General features: G+C 42.4%; 19 protein-coding genes. All 19 read left to right on the plus strand.

Annotated features, from left to right (window positions below; genetic code table 11):
- Positions 1–72 precede the first annotated feature (72 nt).
- The 19 genes from murD to ldhH all read left to right on the plus strand — a co-directional run bounded on the left by murD (position 73) and on the right by ldhH (position 19,029).
- Complete coding sequence (gene murD, locus DRED_RS03620) at positions 73–1,443, plus strand: UDP-N-acetylmuramoyl-L-alanine--D-glutamate ligase (protein WP_011877048.1); 1,371 nt, start codon at positions 73–75, stop codon at positions 1,441–1,443.
- Between the two features lie 58 nt (positions 1,444–1,501).
- The gene (gene spoVE, locus DRED_RS03625; RefSeq protein WP_011877049.1) at positions 1,502–2,605 is read left to right on the plus strand and encodes a stage V sporulation protein E; all 1,104 of its coding nucleotides are present in this window, start codon (positions 1,502–1,504) and stop codon (positions 2,603–2,605) included.
- 117 nt (positions 2,606–2,722) lie between these two features.
- Positions 2,723–3,841 (plus strand): undecaprenyldiphospho-muramoylpentapeptide beta-N-acetylglucosaminyltransferase, encoded by a 1,119-nt coding sequence (gene murG / locus DRED_RS03630; protein WP_011877050.1) that lies wholly within the window; start codon positions 2,723–2,725, stop codon positions 3,839–3,841.
- Between the two features lie 272 nt (positions 3,842–4,113).
- Positions 4,114–5,502: a UDP-N-acetylmuramate--L-alanine ligase gene (murC, locus tag DRED_RS03635; protein WP_011877051.1), complete on the plus strand. Its 1,389-nt coding sequence runs from the start codon at positions 4,114–4,116 to the stop codon at positions 5,500–5,502.
- Positions 5,503–5,504: 2 nt separating this feature from the next.
- Positions 5,505–6,416 (plus strand): UDP-N-acetylmuramate dehydrogenase, encoded by a 912-nt coding sequence (murB, locus tag DRED_RS03640; protein ID WP_011877052.1) that lies wholly within the window; start codon positions 5,505–5,507, stop codon positions 6,414–6,416.
- Positions 6,417–6,430: 14 nt separating this feature from the next.
- Positions 6,431–7,684, plus strand: a complete 1,254-nt coding sequence (murA, locus tag DRED_RS03645) for a UDP-N-acetylglucosamine 1-carboxyvinyltransferase (protein ID WP_011877053.1) — start codon at positions 6,431–6,433, stop codon at positions 7,682–7,684.
- Between the two features lie 92 nt (positions 7,685–7,776).
- Complete coding sequence (locus tag DRED_RS03650) at positions 7,777–8,532, plus strand: cell division protein FtsQ/DivIB (protein ID WP_011877054.1); 756 nt, start codon at positions 7,777–7,779, stop codon at positions 8,530–8,532.
- The gene (locus tag DRED_RS03655) at positions 8,529–9,230 is read left to right on the plus strand and encodes a DUF881 domain-containing protein (protein ID WP_011877055.1); all 702 of its coding nucleotides are present in this window, start codon (positions 8,529–8,531) and stop codon (positions 9,228–9,230) included. Before DRED_RS03650 ends, DRED_RS03655 begins: the two co-directional genes overlap by 4 nt.
- An 11-nt stretch (positions 9,231–9,241) precedes the next feature.
- A complete protein-coding gene (locus DRED_RS03660) occupies positions 9,242–9,934 on the plus strand; it encodes a DUF881 domain-containing protein (protein ID WP_011877056.1) in 693 nt (230 codons plus the stop codon).
- A gap of 2 nt (positions 9,935–9,936) precedes the next feature.
- The gene (locus DRED_RS03665) at positions 9,937–10,278 is read left to right on the plus strand and encodes a small basic family protein (protein ID WP_011877057.1); all 342 of its coding nucleotides are present in this window, start codon (positions 9,937–9,939) and stop codon (positions 10,276–10,278) included.
- Between the two features lie 79 nt (positions 10,279–10,357).
- A complete protein-coding gene (locus DRED_RS03670) occupies positions 10,358–11,344 on the plus strand; it encodes a cell division protein FtsA (RefSeq protein ID WP_238442579.1) in 987 nt (328 codons plus the stop codon).
- Between the two features lie 44 nt (positions 11,345–11,388).
- The gene (ftsZ, locus tag DRED_RS03675; RefSeq protein WP_011877059.1) at positions 11,389–12,441 is read left to right on the plus strand and encodes a cell division protein FtsZ; all 1,053 of its coding nucleotides are present in this window, start codon (positions 11,389–11,391) and stop codon (positions 12,439–12,441) included.
- Positions 12,442–12,546: 105 nt separating this feature from the next.
- Positions 12,547–12,696 (plus strand): hypothetical protein, encoded by a 150-nt coding sequence (locus DRED_RS18950; protein ID WP_198006925.1) that lies wholly within the window; start codon positions 12,547–12,549, stop codon positions 12,694–12,696.
- Between the two features lie 320 nt (positions 12,697–13,016).
- Positions 13,017–13,922, plus strand: coding sequence for a sigma-E processing peptidase SpoIIGA (gene spoIIGA / locus DRED_RS03680; protein WP_011877060.1), 906 nt, complete (start codon positions 13,017–13,019; stop codon positions 13,920–13,922).
- Positions 13,923–13,957: 35 nt separating this feature from the next.
- Positions 13,958–14,683 (plus strand): RNA polymerase sporulation sigma factor SigE, encoded by a 726-nt coding sequence (gene sigE / locus DRED_RS03685; RefSeq protein WP_011877061.1) that lies wholly within the window; start codon positions 13,958–13,960, stop codon positions 14,681–14,683.
- Positions 14,684–14,873: 190 nt separating this feature from the next.
- Entirely contained in the window at positions 14,874–15,647 is a 774-nt protein-coding gene (gene sigG, locus DRED_RS03690; protein WP_011877062.1) for an RNA polymerase sporulation sigma factor SigG, read from the plus strand.
- 99 nt (positions 15,648–15,746) lie between these two features.
- Positions 15,747–16,016 carry a YlmC/YmxH family sporulation protein gene (locus tag DRED_RS03695; protein WP_011877063.1) on the plus strand — a complete coding sequence of 90 codons (270 nt, stop codon included), beginning with the start codon at positions 15,747–15,749 and terminating at the stop codon, positions 16,014–16,016.
- Between the two features lie 291 nt (positions 16,017–16,307).
- A complete protein-coding gene (locus DRED_RS03700) occupies positions 16,308–16,871 on the plus strand; it encodes a LutC/YkgG family protein (protein WP_011877064.1) in 564 nt (187 codons plus the stop codon).
- Between the two features lie 13 nt (positions 16,872–16,884).
- On the plus strand, positions 16,885–19,029 hold the full coding sequence (gene ldhH / locus DRED_RS03705) for an L-lactate dehydrogenase (quinone) large subunit LdhH (protein WP_011877065.1): 2,145 nt from the start codon (positions 16,885–16,887) through the stop codon (positions 19,027–19,029).
- The last annotated feature ends 13 nt before the right edge of the window (positions 19,030–19,042 follow it).

A 19,042-nucleotide genomic window follows, 5' to 3' on the forward strand; every position in this document is an offset into this window, starting at 1 on the left:
AAAATGGGATGGTAAGTTTGAATTAGAGAAAACAATTTATGCTTATGGAGTATAAATAAAGGAGCATGAAAGGTGAACTTTTTAGGTAAAAGAGTTTTAGTCGTAGGCGCTGGTCTTAGTGGCCAGGCAGTTTGTAAATTTTTGCAGGAGAAACAGTCGGTGGTTACTCTTACGGATACTAGAACCCGGGAGCAAATTGGGCAGGCTATCGTACAACTGTCAGAATTAGGAATAGAGCTAATTTTAGGGGAATATCCTTCAGTGGATAAGGGTCAATACGATATGTTGGTGATGAGTCCTGGGGTACCTTTAACAATTTTACCAGTGGTTCAGGCAAAGAAATTTGACATTCCTGTTCTCGGAGAACTGGAGCTGGCCTATCGCTTTGCTAAGGCACCCATTGTAGCTATCACAGGCACCAATGGTAAAACCACCACAACAACGCTAACAGGTCAATTGTTCCGAGATGCCGGTTTTAAAACCTTGGTGGCAGGGAACATTGGATTACCTATGGTCAGCGAAATTGAAAACTATCAGGTTGGGGATATTGTTGTAGCAGAGGTATCCAGCTTTCAATTGGAAACCACAGAGTATTTTGCACCCAAGGTGGCGGTAATGCTTAACCTTACGCCGGACCATCTGGATCGTCATGGGTCAATGGAAGAATACATAAAGGCAAAATCATGCATCTTTATCCATCAAAAGCCCTCGGACTATGTCGTATTAAATTATGATGATTTAGCATTAAGAGAATTGGCCAAAAGTTGTCCCTCACAAGTTATATTTTTCAGCCGTCAGCATATCATAGAAAAAGGAAGTTTTATCCAGAACGATAAAATTATGGTATCTGGTAAGGGTGGACCGGAAGAAGTAATTGATGTTAATGCCTTACGCATACCGGGTCCCCATAACTTGGAGAACGCTCTGGCAGCCACCGCAGCGGCCTATACCCTGGGGCTCAGCCCCAGGGATATTGCTGGGACCCTTGGTCGCTTTACTGGTGTTGCTCATCGCTTGGAATTTGTAGCTAATATCAATGGAGTGGAGTATGTCAATGATTCCAAGGGAACAAACCCAGACGCGGCAATTAAGGCATTGGAATCCTATGATGCACCGATTATCTTAATTGCCGGAGGAAAAAACAAAGGCATTTCCTTCAATGATTTCGCCAAAAAGATTAAAGAAAAGGTAAGGGTTTTAATTACCCTGGGCGTACATGGTTATCAGATCGAGGAAGCAGCTAGGGAACAGGGGTTTACCAATATTTACCCTGTAGAAGATTATGCCCAAGCGGTGCAACTGGCCCGAAAACAGGCAAAGCCAGGGGAAATCGTACTGCTTTCACCGGCTTGTACCAGTTGGGATATGTTCAAAAGTTTTGAAGAGCGGGGAGAATTGTTTAAAAAACTTGTGTTGGAGATGCAAAAGAACGAAAGTTTTTAGAAACTGGAATTAAAATTAAAGGCAAAGATTTTATGGCTTAAGATGGGGGGGAGATTCAGTGCGTCTAAGGAAGAGGCCACCGGATTTTGTACTTTTTCTTACGGTTCTTATGTTATTAGCTGTGGGTCTTGTAATGGTTTTTTCCTCCAGTGAGTATGTTACGATGGTACGATATGGAGATAGTTTCTATTTTTTCAAGAGACAATTATTATGGGCCCTGTTAGGACTTGTGGGAATGTTCTTTATGATGCATTTTGATTACTATCGCTTGAAGCGTTGGATCGGCCCCATTGTCTGTTTAGGATTTTTCCTCTTGGTCGCCGTATTAATTCCCGGTATTGGCCAAGTGGTAAACGGTTCACGTCGTTGGATTGATCTTGGGTTTATGAATTTTTCACCGGCTGAATTGGTTAAAATATGTCTCATTATGTTTGTAGCCTTCGGACTCTCCAAAAAGGGAGAAAAGGTAGAGGATTTTAAAGATGGGTTGCTCCCTTATCTAATAGTAATGGGAATGGCTGCTTTGTTAATCTTGTTGCAGCCGGACCTGGGAACTGCCATTGTTCTCTGTGGTACGATTTTTGTAATGTTTTTTGCCGCTGGGGCAAAGCTTTCTCATTTGGGAGGACTGATGGGTTTTGGGGTTCTGGGGGTTTGTGCAGCCATTTATTTGGAACCCTATCGAATGAAACGTTTTTTAGCCTTTTTAGACCCCGAGGCAGATCCCCAAGGAACCGGTTATCATATTATCCAGTCCCTTTATGCTTTAGGTTCCGGTGGGCTATTTGGCATGGGACTGGGCCAAAGCAAACAAAAATTTCTCTATCTGCCAGAGAACCATACCGATTTTATATATGCCATTTTGGGAGAAGAACTAGGTTTTATTGGTGCATCTTTAGTTGTATTGTTGTTTATTATGTTTGTGTGGCGGGGCCTCAAAATAGCAGTTACCTCACCGGACCCCTTTGCCAGTTTGCTGGCCACAGGAATTACCTGTGGTATTGCCTTGCAAGCTCTCATTAATATGGGAGTAGTTACAGGATCTATGCCGGTAACCGGCGTCCCGCTACCCTTTATTAGTTACGGAGGTACCTCACTGCTTTTTACACTGATGGGGATTGGCATTGTATTAAACATTTCAAAATATACTACTCCAAGATAAAAAAGGTTGAAAGGAAAGCATACTTTCGAGTTTAGAAGCAATACAATAAAATAATATTACTTGAGTATATTTTTCTTTTATTTTCAAATTCAATCTTCATTAATTGAGGTGAAGTATGTGCGTGCTATTATAACGGGGGGGGGCACTGGCGGCCATATTTACCCTGCCCTAGCTATTGCCAGAGGCTTGCAAAGCCGTTTTTCAAAGGTACAAATATTATATGTAGGAACAAACCGTGGTCTTGAGGCGGATATTGTGCCCAAGGCCAATTTCCCTTTTCAGGCAATTACCGTATCCGGGTTGCAACGGAAAATTTCATTAGAAAATTTTAAGGTGTTATGGCAGGCTTACCGGGGCTACCGAGAAGCTGTGGGCATCATTAAAACATTTAATCCCGATGTTGTGATTGGAACCGGGGGATATGTTTGCGGTCCAGTGGTTATGGCTGCAGCAAGACGAGGTATCCCCACCTTGATTCATGAGCAGAATGCCTTTCCAGGTATTACAAACCGGATTTTATCTAAGTTTGCGGACCAAGTAACCGTTACCTTTGAAGATTCGATCCGATATTTTGGTAATAAGGATAACATTACTCTTACCGGTTTGCCGGTTCGTCCGGAAATTTTGCAGGCAGAGAGACAAACTGCCTTGGAAATGTTTAAGTTAAAAAATGATAAATTAACACTTCTGGTTTTTGGTGGCAGTCGGGGCGCCCGTAAAATAAACCAGGCAATGGTTGAGACCATAAAAAAATATGGTAATGACGAACGGCTGCAAATACTACATGCCACTGGGCAAGCTGGTTATGAAGAATTTATGCAAGAATTAAAGGACAATGGTATTAGTCTGGAACATTATGGAAATATTATAATAAAACCTTACATATATAATATGCACGAAGCACTGGTTGCTGCAGATATGGTAGTTAGTCGCGCTGGAGCGGCAACTTTGGCTGAACTTACGGTGCTTGGGTTACCATCCATCCTCATTCCCTATCCCTATGCCTCGGAAAATCATCAGGAGCATAATGCCAGGGCACTGGCGGAACGGGGAGCGGCGGTGCTCATAAAGGATTCCCAATTAACCGGTGAGAAACTTATTCAAGCCATCAAGGACATGCTGCAAAACAAGGAAAAATTAAAAAATATGGCCAAGTCCAGCCAAAAATTAGGGCGTCCGGAGGCCCTAAGTGATATTATTAAATGCGTGGAAAAGATTTTGCCGCGGCAGCAATAAAGAATAAGCCGGGGCAGTCTTTTGTTTCGAAAGAAACAGGACAAGCTTGGGAAGCCTAGGCAGGGACGGGAAAGTAACACCTCCCGGAGAAACTGCATAATATGGCTTACAGAAACGCTTCAAGGGTCAGATCATTAAAAATTGCTTGGTTATTCGATTAATAACAAGGCATTCTATATAATGGCCCTGTGGCGCTTAACCTTTGCAAAGGGACTTTCTAGGCCAAAGATGGTGCACAAACCCAAGAAGCAGTCTTGTTTCGGGAAGGAGTGATGCAATTGCAGGGAAAGGATAAAAAAGTTCATTTTATTGGCATCGGAGGGGCCGGTATGAGCGGCATTGCCACAGTAATGCTGGAGATGGGTGGCTATCAGGTGTCAGGTTCGGATATAAAGAGATCTGCAGTTATTGACCGGTTAGAGAATCTGGGAGCCAAATGCAACATTGGCCATAAAACCAGTAATATTAACAATGAGATTGATGCCGTGGTTTACTCCACAGCCATTTCGCCGGAAAACCCAGAAATACTGGAAACTCAAAGATTAGGTATACCTCTCATAAGGAGAGGCCAAATGCTTGCGCGGCTAATGAAAGAAAAAAAAGGCATTGCGGTGGCAGGAGCCCATGGAAAAACCACCACCACTTCCATGACCGCCTTGATTTTAGAGGAAAATAGTTTTGATCCTACCATAATCATTGGAGGTGACTTAAGCAACATTGGTGGGAATGCCAAACTGGGCCAGGGAGAATATATGGTGGCGGAAGCCGACGAAAGTGACGGTTCCTTTTTATTACTGGATCCTAACATAGCGGTGGTTACCAACATTGAAGATGATCACCTGGATTATTACGGTACAAGGGAAAATATTGCAAAGGCCTTCCGGCAGTTTCTGGCAAAGTTATCGGCGGAGGGTCTGGCAGTGATCTGCTTGGATGACCCTGTACTCAAAGAAATCACCACTGGGCTGACTTGTCAAGTTGTAACCTATGGCTCCCTAGGTTCTGGAGCGGATTATCAAATCAAGGTCTTAGAAACGAGGAACGGAGTCAATCAGGGAGAGGTATATTTTCAGGAGGAAAGACTGGGGATGTTGGAGTTGCATGTTCCCGGTTACCATAATCTGCTTAATGCAATGGCGGCTGTGGCCATTGGCAGGCACCTTAACCTTGACTTTGAGAAGATTGCCAGAGCCCTGAGAAAATTCACTGGGGCTAAAAGGCGTTTTCAGGTTATTGGAAAAGTGAATGGTATTACAGTTGTGGATGATTATGCCCATCATCCCACAGAGGTTAAAGCAACCCTGCAAGCTGCCAGAACTTCGCATCCGGGGAGGATTGTTACCATTTTTCAGCCTCATCGTTATAGCAGGACCAAACAGCTCTTTAAAGAGTTTGGGCAATCCTTTACCAATGGGGACCTTATTATACTAACGGACATTTATGCTGCCAGTGAACTTCCCCTCGAAGGGGTTCATACAAAGTTGATACTAGATGCAATCCCACTCCAGGAGGGACAACAGGTCCTTTATTTACCTACACTAAAGGATGCAGCTGATTATTTGGCAGACTATGCGAACCCTGGTGATTTGGTATTAACAATGGGTGCCGGAGATGTCTGGACACTGGGAAGAGAACTGATTAAGAGACTGGAGGAAAAGTAGACATGATTTATACTTCACTGGCAGGTGAACTTCAGTCACTGGTAAAAGGCTCTATCCAGATTAATGAACCCATGAGAAAACATACTACCTGGAAAATTGGTGGTAAGGCAGATCTCTTTTTGAACCCCAGTGATAAAGAAGATATTCGTCAGGCGGTGGAGTTTGCCCGAGAAAAAGCGATACCCATAACGGTCATTGGAAACGGGTCTAACCTACTGGTCAAAGATGGTGGTATTCGGGGTCTGGTTATTAAAGTTGGGCGTGGTATGGCAAAAATAACGATTGAAGGCACCAGCATAAAGGCAGGTGCCGGTGCCTTGCTTCCCGAGCTGGCAGTGTTTGCATGTAAGAACAGTCTTGGTGGTTTTGGATTTGCCGCTGGGATTCCTGGTTCCTTAGGTGGAGCCATTGTAATGAATGCAGGGGCTATGAACGGGTGCGTATCGGATGTTCTGCAGTCCATAGTAGTGTTAAACGAAAGAAACCAGTTTGAAGTTCTAACAAAGGACCACCTCAATTTTGCATATCGTACCAGTAATCTGCAAAGCAGGGGACTGATCTGTGTGGAAACTTGCTGGCAAGGATATGCCAAGGATCAATGGCTCATTGAACAGGAAACCAAGGAGTATCTGGCTAAAAGAAAAGCAGCTCAGCCTCAGGGGTTTCCCAATGCGGGCAGTGTGTTTAAAAATCCTGAGGGTGATTTTGCAGGGAGGCTTATTGAAGGCTGCGGAGGAAAGGGACTAAGAGTTGGAGATGCTGAAGTATCGTCAAAACACGCCAACTGGATATTGAACTTGGGCAGAGCTACTGCCCAAGATGTTCTTATCTTAATTGATCATCTTAAGCAAATGGTGCAAGAGCGTTTTGGTGTTTTGCTCCAATTAGAAGTAAAAGTGTTGGGAGAAGACTAGGCGAGGTGACAATAATGGAAAAGTTTGTAATTGTAGGAGGGAACCGCCTAAAGGGGAGTATTAAAGCCAATGGATCAAAAAATGCAACGTTACCAATTCTAGCAGCTACTTTATTAACCGGCGGTGTAAGTACCGTACATCAAGTACCCAGGCTAAGGGATGTTTTAGTCATGCAGGAATTATTAACCTACCTGGGTGCAAGGGTAACCTTTGAGGGAAATACCATGACGGTGGATGGCTCCAATGTGCAGCCCCAGGAGATATCAGAGGACCTAATGAGGAAGATGCGAGCATCGAATCTGGTTCTGGGTCCTCTGTTGAGCCGGTTTGGTCATGTTAAGATTTCGCACCCAGGAGGGTGCAATATTGGCTCCCGTCCGATGAACCTTCACTACAAGGGATTGAATGCCCTGGGCGCCACCATTAAGGAAAAATTTGGCTATATATTAGCGGATACTAGTCAGTTAACTGGAACAGTTATTCACTTTGATGTACCCAGTGTTGGTGCCACTGAAAATATGATGATGGCCGGGGTATTGGCGGAAGGAACCACAGTTCTTAGAAATGCAGCAAAGGAGCCTGAGATTGTAGATTTACAGAATTTCTTAAATGCTATGGGTGCTAAAATTGTCGGTGCCGGTACAGATGTTATTCGAATTGAAGGGGTGAAAGAATTAGATTCTGTCACTCATACCGTGATCCCAGATCGCATTGAAGCAGGAACTCATATGATAGCCGGAGCCATTACCCAAGGGGATGTTACGGTAACCAATGTAATACCAGAGCATTTGGATCCCGTTATCTATAAATTAATGGAAGCGGGTGTGCAGGTGGATGTGGGTGACGATTGGGTGCGTGTTCAGAGTACTGGCCAACTAAAAGCTGTGGATATTAAAACCATGCCTTATCCGGGTTTTCCGACGGATATGCAGTCTCAGATGATGGCATTATTAACGGTTGCCGAAGGAACCAGTGTAATTACCGAGACGATATTTGAGAATCGCTTTAAACATGTGCCGGAATTCCGTAGAATGGGGGCAGACATCTATTTAGAGGGTCATACAGCGGTGGTAAAAGGGGTAAAACGCTTAACTGGAGCCTGTGTGGAGGCCACAGATCTCAGGGCGGGGGCAGCCTTAATTCTAGCAGCCCTGGCTGGGGAAGATGGCACAGTATTAAGCAATATTGAACATATTGACCGGGGATATGAAAGAATAGAAATGAAATATAATTCCCTGGGGGCACGTATTATAAGAGTCAATAGTTAATGACTCTTTTTTTAGTTTTGCCTTGGACAAGTATGATTATCTTCGTTATAATTACTGTAAAACAAGTGAAATATTAAGCAAGGAGTGGGACTGTGTATCGACCTCAAACAGGTACTCCTAGAAAAAAGAACCACTTGGTACAGAGTGTTTTTTTTATTTTACTGGTAGTGGTTGCAAGCTATATCTTACTTCAATCGCCATTTTTCCAAATTAAGACGGTGGTTGTAAATGGAAACCGACAGTTAAAGAAAGAGGACATTGTTCGTTACTCCGGTATTAATATCGGTCTCAATATTTTTAAAGTAAATTTATCGGAATGCGAAGAAAGATTGGGGCTTGTACCCTTTATAAAAAACGTTAAACTGAAACGTTCATTACCTAATAAAGTTATCATTGAAGTCAGTGAGCGTAATGCAGTGGCCTTGCTTCCGGTAGAAAATGGTTTTATTAAAGTAGATACAGAAGGGGTATATTTACAAAGGGGCCAAATTGCTGCTGCACTGCCAATCATCACAGGCCTAGACATTCAATTAAAGGGTCCGGGAAAACCCATTCAGTCGGAATATTTACCGATGGCGTTAAGGATTTTGGACCAGTTACCCAGATCGGTAATTATGAAACTCTCGGAGCTGAATGTAAGTAAAGCGGGGCTTATAACCCTCTATACCATTGATGGTGTGCAAGGAAGACTGGGTTCTGCTAAAGACCTTGAATACAAAGGAATTGTCTTTCAACAGGTATTAGCCACACTGCAGCAGTCCAATAATGAGATACAGTATGTTGATCTTTCTAACCCACGGGTACCTGTGGTGAAATACTTTAAAGACCCGCAGGAGGGACAGAAATGAAAATAAAACAGTACCAATGGGGGCTTGTATTGGTGGGCATAGTAATGGGGTTAATGCTTACCGTGCAATATCGCTCCTACAAGGAAATTAATGAAACTCCTCCCATTGCCAGGGTCCAAGCCCTTGCCAATGAGATTAAGCAGAAAAAAGAAGAACGTAGCGAACTGCAAAAGAAAGTAAATGAGCTTAGAGAGAAACTAGATAAAAAGGCCACCGTACAGTCCGATAACACACGGACTGACTTGGAGACCTTTAGAATTTTGGCGGGTATAAAAGCGGTTAAAGGCCCAGGGGTGGAAGTCACATTAAATGATAGTGAGGTGTCCCTGGCTCCTGGTCAGGACCCGAATCTTTATGTGTTGCATGATGAAGATGTATTAAAGGTTCTTAATGAACTAAAGGCTGCAGGGGCGGAGGCCATTGCCTTAAATGGTGTAAGATTAATATCCACCAGTGAGATACGGTGTATTGGCCCAACAATTCTTACCAATAAAAACAAAAGGTTGCCTGCTCCTTTTTCCATCACGGCCATAGGTAATCCAAAAACCTTAGAAAACTCGCTCTTCATGAAGGGCGGAGTGGTGGATCAACTTAAAATTTGGGGGATACAGGTTGATGTTCGCAAAAAGGATAACCTGCAAATCTCTGAATATACAGGACCCACCACCTTTGAGTTTGCTAAGTCCGTACAGGAGTAGGTGGCAATTGTATGAATAAAACTTTGTATATTTCCATTACGTTAGTTTCTGTAGTACTAGGATTAATGGTTGCATTTCAATTTCGAACTGCTGGCAGGGTTGACTCAGGGGTTCCCATTGATCGGGTTCAACTATTGACTACGGAACTAAAACAGCTGGACAAAGAGTATGCAACTCTTGTAAATGAAAGCAAAGATTTGGAGCAGAAGTTAGCCCAGGCAGAAAAGGGGCGCCCCCAGGCATCTCAAGCGGTTCAAGAGGAACTCGAAAAAATTCGTCAACTTGCTGGTCTTACCAAACTGCAAGGTCCCGGTGTCGAGGTTAACCTTTCCCCCCTAACAAAGGGGGAAAATCTTTTTACTGTGCGGGATGAGGATCTATTGAGGGTCATTAACGAACTGCGAGCGGCAGGAGCGGAAGCACTGGCCATTAATGGTCAGCGTATTGTAGCTACCTCTGAGATAAGGTTAGCTGGGTCCTTCATTGATGTAAACTTAACTCGTATATCAGCACCCTATTCGGTATTGGCCATTGGCTCACCCGGGCAATTGGAGAGTGCTCTGCTAATAAAAGGCGGATTGGTGGATACCATGCGAGATTGGGGAGTTTCAGTGACAGTAAATAAGAAAGAAACAGTTACTGTTCCGGCATACACCCACCGTATTAATCTGGAATATGCCAAACCACTGAAGGAGGAAGGCTAACCATGTGGACAGGTATCATATTGGCCGCGGCTGGATTAACTGTGGGTATTTTAGTTGGTTTGAATGTACCATTGGTATTACCCCAGATTTATGCCCAATATCTGGGCTTAGCTGTGTTGGCGGCTTTGGACTCGGTTTTTGGAGGTGTCCGTGCTGCTTTAGAAAATCACTATGATAACCATATCTTTATTACAGGTTTTTTCAGCAATATTCTTTTAGCCGCCGGACTGGCCTATATTGGAACCAAATTAGGCGTTCCCTTAAGTACAGCCGCTGTAGTGGCCTTTGGTGTGCGTTTATTTCAAAATCTTGCCATCATACGACGGTATTTATTGAAAAAATAAGTATAATTTATAAAATAAGCAAAAGGGAATTTTTATTCTATGTTGAATTTACAATTTAAGTAAAAGTTTCACTTAGGAGGTGCCTGGCTTGGCCAGGAGACATTTCATCGGTGGACTTGATATAGGAACGACTAAAATTGTATCGGTAATTGCAGAAATCAGCCCCAGTGGTTATGCAATGGTTAAAGGGTTAGGGGAATGTCCAACCCTGGGCATAAGAAAGGGTTTGGTTACCGATATCGTTTCGTTCAGTAAAGTGATTGATCAGGCTGTTAGGCTGTCTGAAAAGATGGCTAATGTAAAAGTTCGTTCGTTTTTTGTGACTGCTTCTGCCTTTAGACAGCTAGCTGACCAGTATCATATGATTGATGAAAAATTGGCAGAGAGTATGCAAAGAGTTGGATTAGAACTTGTGAAAATGGTTCCCTCTGTTCTGGCGTCTGCCGAAGCAGTGCTAACAGATACCGATAAAAATATTGGAACTGTTTTGGTAGATATGGGCGGGACCATCACGGAAGTGGCTGTTTTTGACCAGGGCTTGCCGATATATATTTCTTCTTTGCCTGTTGGCTGTGAACATATAACCAGTGATTTAGCGGTATGTTTGCGTACTTCCATTAGTGAAGGAGAACGCATTAAGCGGTTGCTGGGCATGCAAACCCTGGAGCAAAAAAAAGATCTGGAAGTTAGCAGTGTTGGAGGCCATGAACAAAGAAAGGTGCCCGTAAATGCTGCTATGGATATAATACATTCACGGGTTCAAGAGATATTTGAACTGATTCACAAGGAATTGACTCAAAAATATCGATTGGAGTCATTACCCGGGGGATTGGTTCTGACGGGTGGAGGGTCTCTCTTAAAGGATATTGTGAATTATGCAAATTCACAGATGAATTTTTTTAAGGTGGAGTTGGGTTCCCCGTCTAAGGTGGGTGTGTCCAAAGAAGAGTGGCTTAACCCCTCCTATGCTTCATCCCTTGGACTGGTGATGTATGGCGCCAAAAATAATTCCCGCCGCTTAGAGCGCCTTTCAGGATGGCGTGATGTCTTAAATAAGTTTATCTAGGATAGCGGTTTGATCGTGATAAATACAGAGGAGGATAAATTTATATGCTCGACTTTGAAATGGAAATGGATCATTTTGCGAATATCAAAGTAATTGGTGTAGGGGGCGGCGGGAATAACGCAGTCAACCGCATGATCAGTGCTGGGCTAAAGGGCGTTGAATTTGTTGCAGTGAACACCGATGCACAGTCACTTTTTTTATCCCAGAGCAATAGTAAAATCCAAATTGGTAATAAATTAACTAAGGGACTGGGTGCTGGAGCAAACCCTGAAATCGGCTGTAAGGCAGCGGAAGAAAGTCGTGAAGAAATTATGCAGGCCCTTAAAGGGGCTGATATGGTTTTCGTAACTGCCGGTATGGGGGGGGGGACAGGTACTGGTGCTGCTCCTGTGGTGGCCGAGATTGCCAAGGAATTAGGTGCCCTTACCGTTGGGGTTGTAACAAAACCCTTTACCTTTGAAGGAAGAAAGAGACTTTCTCAGGCTGAGTCTGGAATTGAAAATTTAAAAAGCAAAGTTGATACTTTAATTACCATTCCCAATGATCGTCTGCTACAAGTTATTGATAAGAATACATCCATCATTGAGGCATTTCGTATTGCTGACGATGTATTACGTCAAGGTGTCCAAGGTATCTCCGACTTAATTGCAGTACCCGGTTTAATCAATCTGGACTTTGCAGATGTAAAGACCATTATGAAAGATGCCGGTTCTGCCCTGATGGGAATTGGTTCCTCTTCTGGCGAAAACAGAGCTTCCGAAGCAGCTAGATTTGCCATCTCCAGTCCATTGTTGGAAACCTCTATAGAAGGAGCTAGGGGTGTTCTTCTGAATATTACAGGTGGTTCATCCTTGGGATTGTTTGAAGTGAATGAAGCAGCAGAAATTATTGCTCAGGCTGCTGATCCCGAAGCTAATATTATATTTGGTGCCGTTATTGACGAAAGAATGAATGAAGAAGTAAGGGTAACTGTTATTGCTACTGGATTCGATCACAAAGTACCAGTCAAAACGGAAACTAAAAAGCAGGAAATGGATATCAAGCCCTTTGCTAGTCACGATGATTTGGATATTCCGGCTTTTTTACGCCGTCGCTAAGAACATTAACCTCCTGTCCTTGCAGGAGGTTTTTTATTATGTAGAATACACTTCTGATTTGAGGACACACTAAATGTAAGAAAAGCCAAAGGAAGGTGCAATGAAATGGAGGATATTCATTTAAACAAAGAAAATCTAACAAGAAAAGAAAGTTTGGATAAGATTAGGGGCCAGCGACAGTTTGAAGAACCTAACAAAGGTCCAGCTCATAAAGACTCCAATCGAAATGATATAAATGACCCCCTAAGTAAGTAAGAAAATAGAATGGGTGCTAAACAAGGAAAAGTCCCTTAGTGTAGAATAATAGAGGAAAAAATCTTTATTTTATTTCCAGAAATTGACAAGTTTCCCTGGTCCTGGCGGTGTATAATACTGCCAGGGTTTTTTTATATACAAGGACAACAGAGGTTGCCTGCGATCTTCAGTTTATAGCTTTTAGGTATGCTCAAAGAGTGCATTAACTTTTGGTAAGGGAAGTTAAATTTTTCTTTTTTTTTCGATTTAATGGAATACTTTATTTTTCCAAACCATAAGATGGTATTGGCCATTTGAATTTTTATATGAGGTAATTTTAAATGAAACAAGTGGTCTATTTGGACGAGGTCATATTTGTCAATCTGCTTATGAACCTTACTGTACTGTGGTTAACGTCCCGGTTTACCGGAAATAAGCTGTCCTTTGTAAGGGGTTTGGCCGCAGCGTCAGTGGGGTGTATTTATGCTCTGGTAGTATTGATACCTGGGACGGTGGTCATAAAACATATCCTTATCAAGTTAACCATTACAATGTTGATGGTCTTGATTGCCTTTAGATACAAAGGCTGGAAGAAGTTTGCTGGGGATTTTTTATGCTTATTTTTAACAGGTTTTTTTGTAGGAGGTTTGGCCCTAGGACTTCACTATTTACTGGTGTCCAATTTTGCTAATTTATCAAATACCCAGCTTTCTGCAAACTACCATAGATGGTTTGTTCTTATGGTAACAATAATACTATCCTTCTGTGTAGGAAATTGGGGTGCTTCCATATGGCATAAAAGGATGGGACTAATCGATAATCGGGTTCCTCTCACCGTTAACTTATGGGGAAATCGAATTTCTGTTCAGGCATTGGTGGATACCGGAAATCATTTGGTGGATCCTTTAAGCCACTATCCGGTCATTATTATGGAGTATGAGGCGATCAAGCCTTTACTTCCTAATGAAATATCCCGGTTATACAGTGAGGGGATCAGCCAAGATGGTTCTGACATGTTGACATTGCTCTCGGCTAGCCCCTATGCCCAACGATTAAGATTAATTCCCTTTCATTCCCTCGGGAATAATCATGGTATGCTTTTAGGTATTCGACCGGATGACATTGAGGTTTGTTATAAAAATAAAATCCAAAGGATACAAAATGTTGTGGTGGGAATCTATGAAAAAAAGTTAAGTCCTGGAACAACTTACAGGGCTCTTTTACATCCACAATTATTAGCCTTTTAATCTAGACAGGGATCGGGGTTCAGGGGGGGAGATGCTTGAAAAACGTTTGGCATTTTAAAATTCTGATTAGAATCTATTTAGCCCGAGTTATACATTGGCTTGGATACCAACAGGAAGTTTATTACGTAGGAAGTAGTGAGGCTTTGCCCCCACCTCTTTCCATTGATGAAGAGATTGACTTAATTGAGCGATTGGGAGACGGTGACCTAAAAGTTAAGAATGTACTAATAGAAAGGAATCTCCGTCTCGTAGTATACATCGCCCGAAAGTTTGAGAACACCGGCATAGGGATAGAGGATCTGGTGTCTATAGGGACTATTGGTCTAATTAAAGCTGTTAATACCTTTGATCCACACAAGAAAATTAAACTTGCCACCTATGCGTCCCGATGTATCGAAAATGAAATTTTAATGCACCTAAGGAGAAATAACAAAACCCGTTCTGAAGTCTCCTTTGATGAACCTTTAAACATAGACTGGGATGGCAACGAGTTGTTGCTTTCAGATGTGCTGGGGACTGAAAATGATATTATTTACAAAAACATAGAGGAAGAAGTTGATAAAAAACTTTTGCATCAGGCATTATTAAAACTTTCCGGACGAGAAAGGCGAATTATGGAACTTCGATTTGGACTCAATAACGGTTCAGAAAAGACTCAAAAAGAGGTTGCAGACATGCTGGGGATATCCCAATCCTATATTTCCCGGTTAGAAAAACGTATTATTAAGCGCTTGAAAAAAGAAATTCATCGCATGGAGTAAAATTTTAAAGGCAGAAAAAGAAGGAAAAAGCTCTTAAAACACACATTTAGTTAGTTTTTTGAGCTTTTTCATTGTGTTTTAGCCATGTATATAAGAATTTTGTCAAGGTAATAATGAACTTGTAAGGTCAACATTAAACGTTTTACCACTGGCGCCACTGGTATTCGAAACGACGTTGGGAGGCCGATAAATGCTTATCAACAAAGTCGAGATCTGCGGGGTAAATACTTCTAAACTACCTGTGCTAAAAAACACTCAGATGAGAACTTTGTTTGAAGCAATGCAACAAGGGGATAAAGATGCCAGAAGCCAGTTAATTAATGGCAACCTCAGGTTGGTACTTAGTGTCATACAACGTTTTACCAATCGTGGTGAATATGTGGATGACTTATTTCAAGTGGGTTGCATCGGGCTTATGAAGGCAATTGACAACTTTGATCTGGGTCAAAACGTAAAGTTTTCTACATATGCAGTACCTATGATCATAGGGGAAATTCGGCGGTACCTAAGGGATAATAATCCCATCCGGGTTAGCAGATCCCTGAGAGATGTTGCTTATAAGGCTTTGCAGGTAAGGGATACCCTTGTTAATAAATATTCCAGGGAGCCATCAATTAATGAGATTGCTGGCGAATTAAAAATGCCCCGGGAAGATATTGTCTTTGCCTTAGATGCTATTCAAGAACCCATTTCGTTATTTGAGCCCATCTATCATGATGGAGGGGACCCAATCTTTGTGTTGGATCAAATCAGTGATGAGAAGAATCTGGATTTGAGTTGGTTAGAGGAGATATCCATTCGGGATGCCTTAAGAAGGTTAAGTGATCGGGAAAAGCATATTTTAACCTTACGATTTTTTGAAGGGAAAACCCAAATGGAGGTTGCTGATGAAATTGGCATATCCCAGGCTCAAGTATCCCGTTTGGAAAAGGCTGCCTTAAATCATATGAAAAAGTTTGTCTAAACGTAATTCTGTCCGAAATAGGGTCCTTTGGACCCTATTTTGTTGTGCAGAAGTCAGTTACCCCTGCATATAAATTAACAATACAAGGAGGTGGCAGGGGTGATTAAGATTTCTGACCTGCGGGTAAGAGAAGTTGTTAACATTGTGGACGGGAGAAGACTGGGATTAATTAAAGATATTGATATCGATTTGGAAGCGGGTCGTATTACTGCCATCATATTACCGGGACAGGGCCGCTTTTTAGGACTTTTTGGCAGGGAAGATGAGTTAATTGTCCCCTGGGACAAAATAAAAAAAATTGGTCTTGACATAATTCTGGTGGAGATACCGCCCTTTCATACCAATCGGGAGGATATTTATCGCTACTAGGCTTTATAAAAGAAAAAACTACGAAATTATCTGAAGAACAAGACTTGTCTATTAAAAAACATTGCATTTTGTTGAAAATTTTAATATAATTTTTTATAATCAAATAACTAATTATAAGGTTCCGAAACCTAATAGAAATGTTTTTTAACATTTCTTTAATTTTTGTACTTAGTGGTTAACCAATAGAGTGGTTTATTTGGTTAGTGGTCAGACCATCATGCCTGTATAGGCATAGGTGTTATAAAATGAAAAAGTGTAGTCATGATAAAACATATAAAAGAGGTGTATGGCATGAGCGTACAAGCGAAGACTTCTTATGATGCCTTGTACAAAGAATTTAAAGGAAAAGCAGAGGCATTATCGGCAGAAGTTTACAGGGTTCCTAACATGGAAGAAGCTCATCAACTAATTACTAAGATCATTGGTGAGCTAAATGTTAACAAGGTGGTATATGCCCCATCTGAACTGGTAGATGCAGTGGATGTCAAAAAGATTGCTACTGCAACTGGGGTTGTAATGACCTCTGAAAATTTACGGCAAAATGCTGCAGATGCAGGCTTGGGAATTTCCCAATTGGATTATGCCGTTGCTGAGATTGGCGCTCTGGCAGGTAATGCCACCAGCATCGAGAGCAGAATGGTTTCCATCTTAACCCCTATTCATATGGCTGTGGTACGCACATCAAATCTTTTACCAAACCTTATGGAAACCATAGCCACATATAATAACAAATTAGGGGAGCTTCCTCGTTATTTAACCTTTGTCAGTGGTCCAAGCCGTACTTCCGATATTGAACGTGTTTTGACCATTGGGGTTCACGGACCTGGCAGACTGATTATTGTATTTATCGACTAAGGGGGGGCTAAAATTGGCTACAGGTAATTTAAAAAAGGATATTAATTCAGCACTTAATAATGATAACCTTACTGGTGCACTGGGCCGCTTTGGTGAAGCTTATTTACCTGCCCGGGAAAAGGCTTATGAAGGAAAAGATTTTGAAGCAATCCGCGAAAAGGTAAGTCAATGTAAACGGAATGCTGCTGATAATTTGGAAAAATTAGCTGAGCAATTTGCTACACAGGCCGTAAAAAATGGCGCCAAAGTGTTCCGTGCCAAGACAGGCGAAGAGGCTAAGGAATATATTGCTAAAATTGCAAGGGATCATAATGTAAAGACCATTATTAAGTCCAAATCCATGGCTTCCGAAGAAATTCATCTAAATGATTATCTTATGAAGCATGCAGGAATCGAAGAAGTTGCAGAAACTGACTTGGGTGAATGGATTATTCAACTGTGCGGACAGCGTCCTTCACACATGGTAATGCCGGCCATTCACATGACCCGGGGCGAAGTGGCAGAGATCTTTTCTAAAGAAACCAATCAAAATTTAGAACCGGATATTGCCAAGTTAGTAAAAGTGGCAAGGGAAAACCTGCGCAACAAATTTTTAAAAGCTGAAATGGGTATTTCCGGTGCCAATATTGCCATTGCAGAATCTGGTACCTTGGTTATGTGTACCAACGAAGGTAATGGTCGCCTAACAACTACCGTCCCTCCTGTGCATGTGGTACTGGTTGGCTTGGAGAAACTGGTGGAAAAATTTGAAGATGTGGGTCCTATTTTAGAGGCCCTGCCCCGTAGTGCTACGGGACAAAAGCTTACCAGTTATGTAACTATGATGACTGGTCCTACTCCTGCCATTGATCTGGACGGTAATATTGTTGAGCAGAAGGAAATGCATATTGTTCTGATGGACAATGGCCGTACCGAAATGCGAAACGATCCGATGTTTAAACAGGCTCTACAGTGTATTCGCTGTGCTTCCTGTTTGAATGTTTGCCCTGTATTCCAGCAGGTGGGTGGCCACGTTTATGGTCACGTTTATACTGGCGGTATAGGGACCATTCTAACCGCTTTCTTAAACAGCTTTGAAAAGGCCGGCGAATTGCAAAACCTCTGTCTGCGTTGTGAGCGCTGCAAAACTTACTGCCCCGGTAAAATTGATTTACCCGGTCTAATTGCGGAATTACGCCGCCGTACTGTGAAAAAAGAAGGATTACCCATGAGTCAAAAGCTCATTTTGGAAAAGGTTTTAACAAACCGTAAATTGTTCCACTCTTTAATTAGAACTGCTTCTGTGGCTCAGAAGCCCTTTGTCAAGGGTAATGTTATACGCCACTTGCCGCTGTTCTTCTCTGGATTGACCGAAGGACGCAGCTTACCTGCTGTGGCTTCTACGCCCCTTAGGGATAAGGTAGGACGTGCGGTACCCACCGGTAAGCCTAAGGCCAAGGTTGGTTATTATGCTGGCTGTCTGGGTGACTTTGTCTATCCCGAACAGGGTGAAGCAGCTTACAAGGTTTTGAACAAAATGGGAATGGAAGTTATTTTCCCTATGGAGCAAACCTGTTGTGGTATTCCCGCCACTCAAATGGGTGCTCCCGAAGTGGCTGTAACCCTGGCTAAACAAAACATTGAAGCCTTTGAAAAAGAAGGCTTGGACTACATTGTTTCCTTGTGTCCCACCTGTGTTGAGGTACTGAAACATCACTATGTGGATCAACTAAAGGATGATCCAGCATGGAAAGCAAGGGCTGAGAAGTTTGCGGCCAAGGTTATTGATTTCCCAACTTTTGTAACTAAATATGGTCAAGACCTTAAATTTAAAAACTTGGGCACTAAAGTGACCTATCACGATTCCTGTCACATGAAGCGGGTTCTCAATGTATGGAAAGAGCCCCGGGAACTACTAAACAAGGCAGGGGTTGAACTGGTGGAAATGAAGGGCTGCGATGACTGCTGTGGTTTTGGAGGTTCTTATTCTGTTAAGATGCCAGAAATTTCAAAGGCTATCTTGGAGAAGAAGATTAACAATACCACTGCTACCAACGCTGCTGTACTGGCCTTAGACTGTCCCGGCTGCAAGATGCAAATTGCAGGTGGTATTGATGCTAAAGGCAAAAACATAGCTGTTAAGCATACTGTAGAGTTGCTGGCTGACGCCTTAAAATAAGTATTATAACAAA

The sequence above is a fragment of the Desulforamulus reducens MI-1 genome, assembly GCF_000016165.1.
Lineage (GTDB): Bacteria > Bacillota > Desulfotomaculia > Desulfotomaculales > Desulfotomaculaceae > Desulfotomaculum > Desulfotomaculum reducens.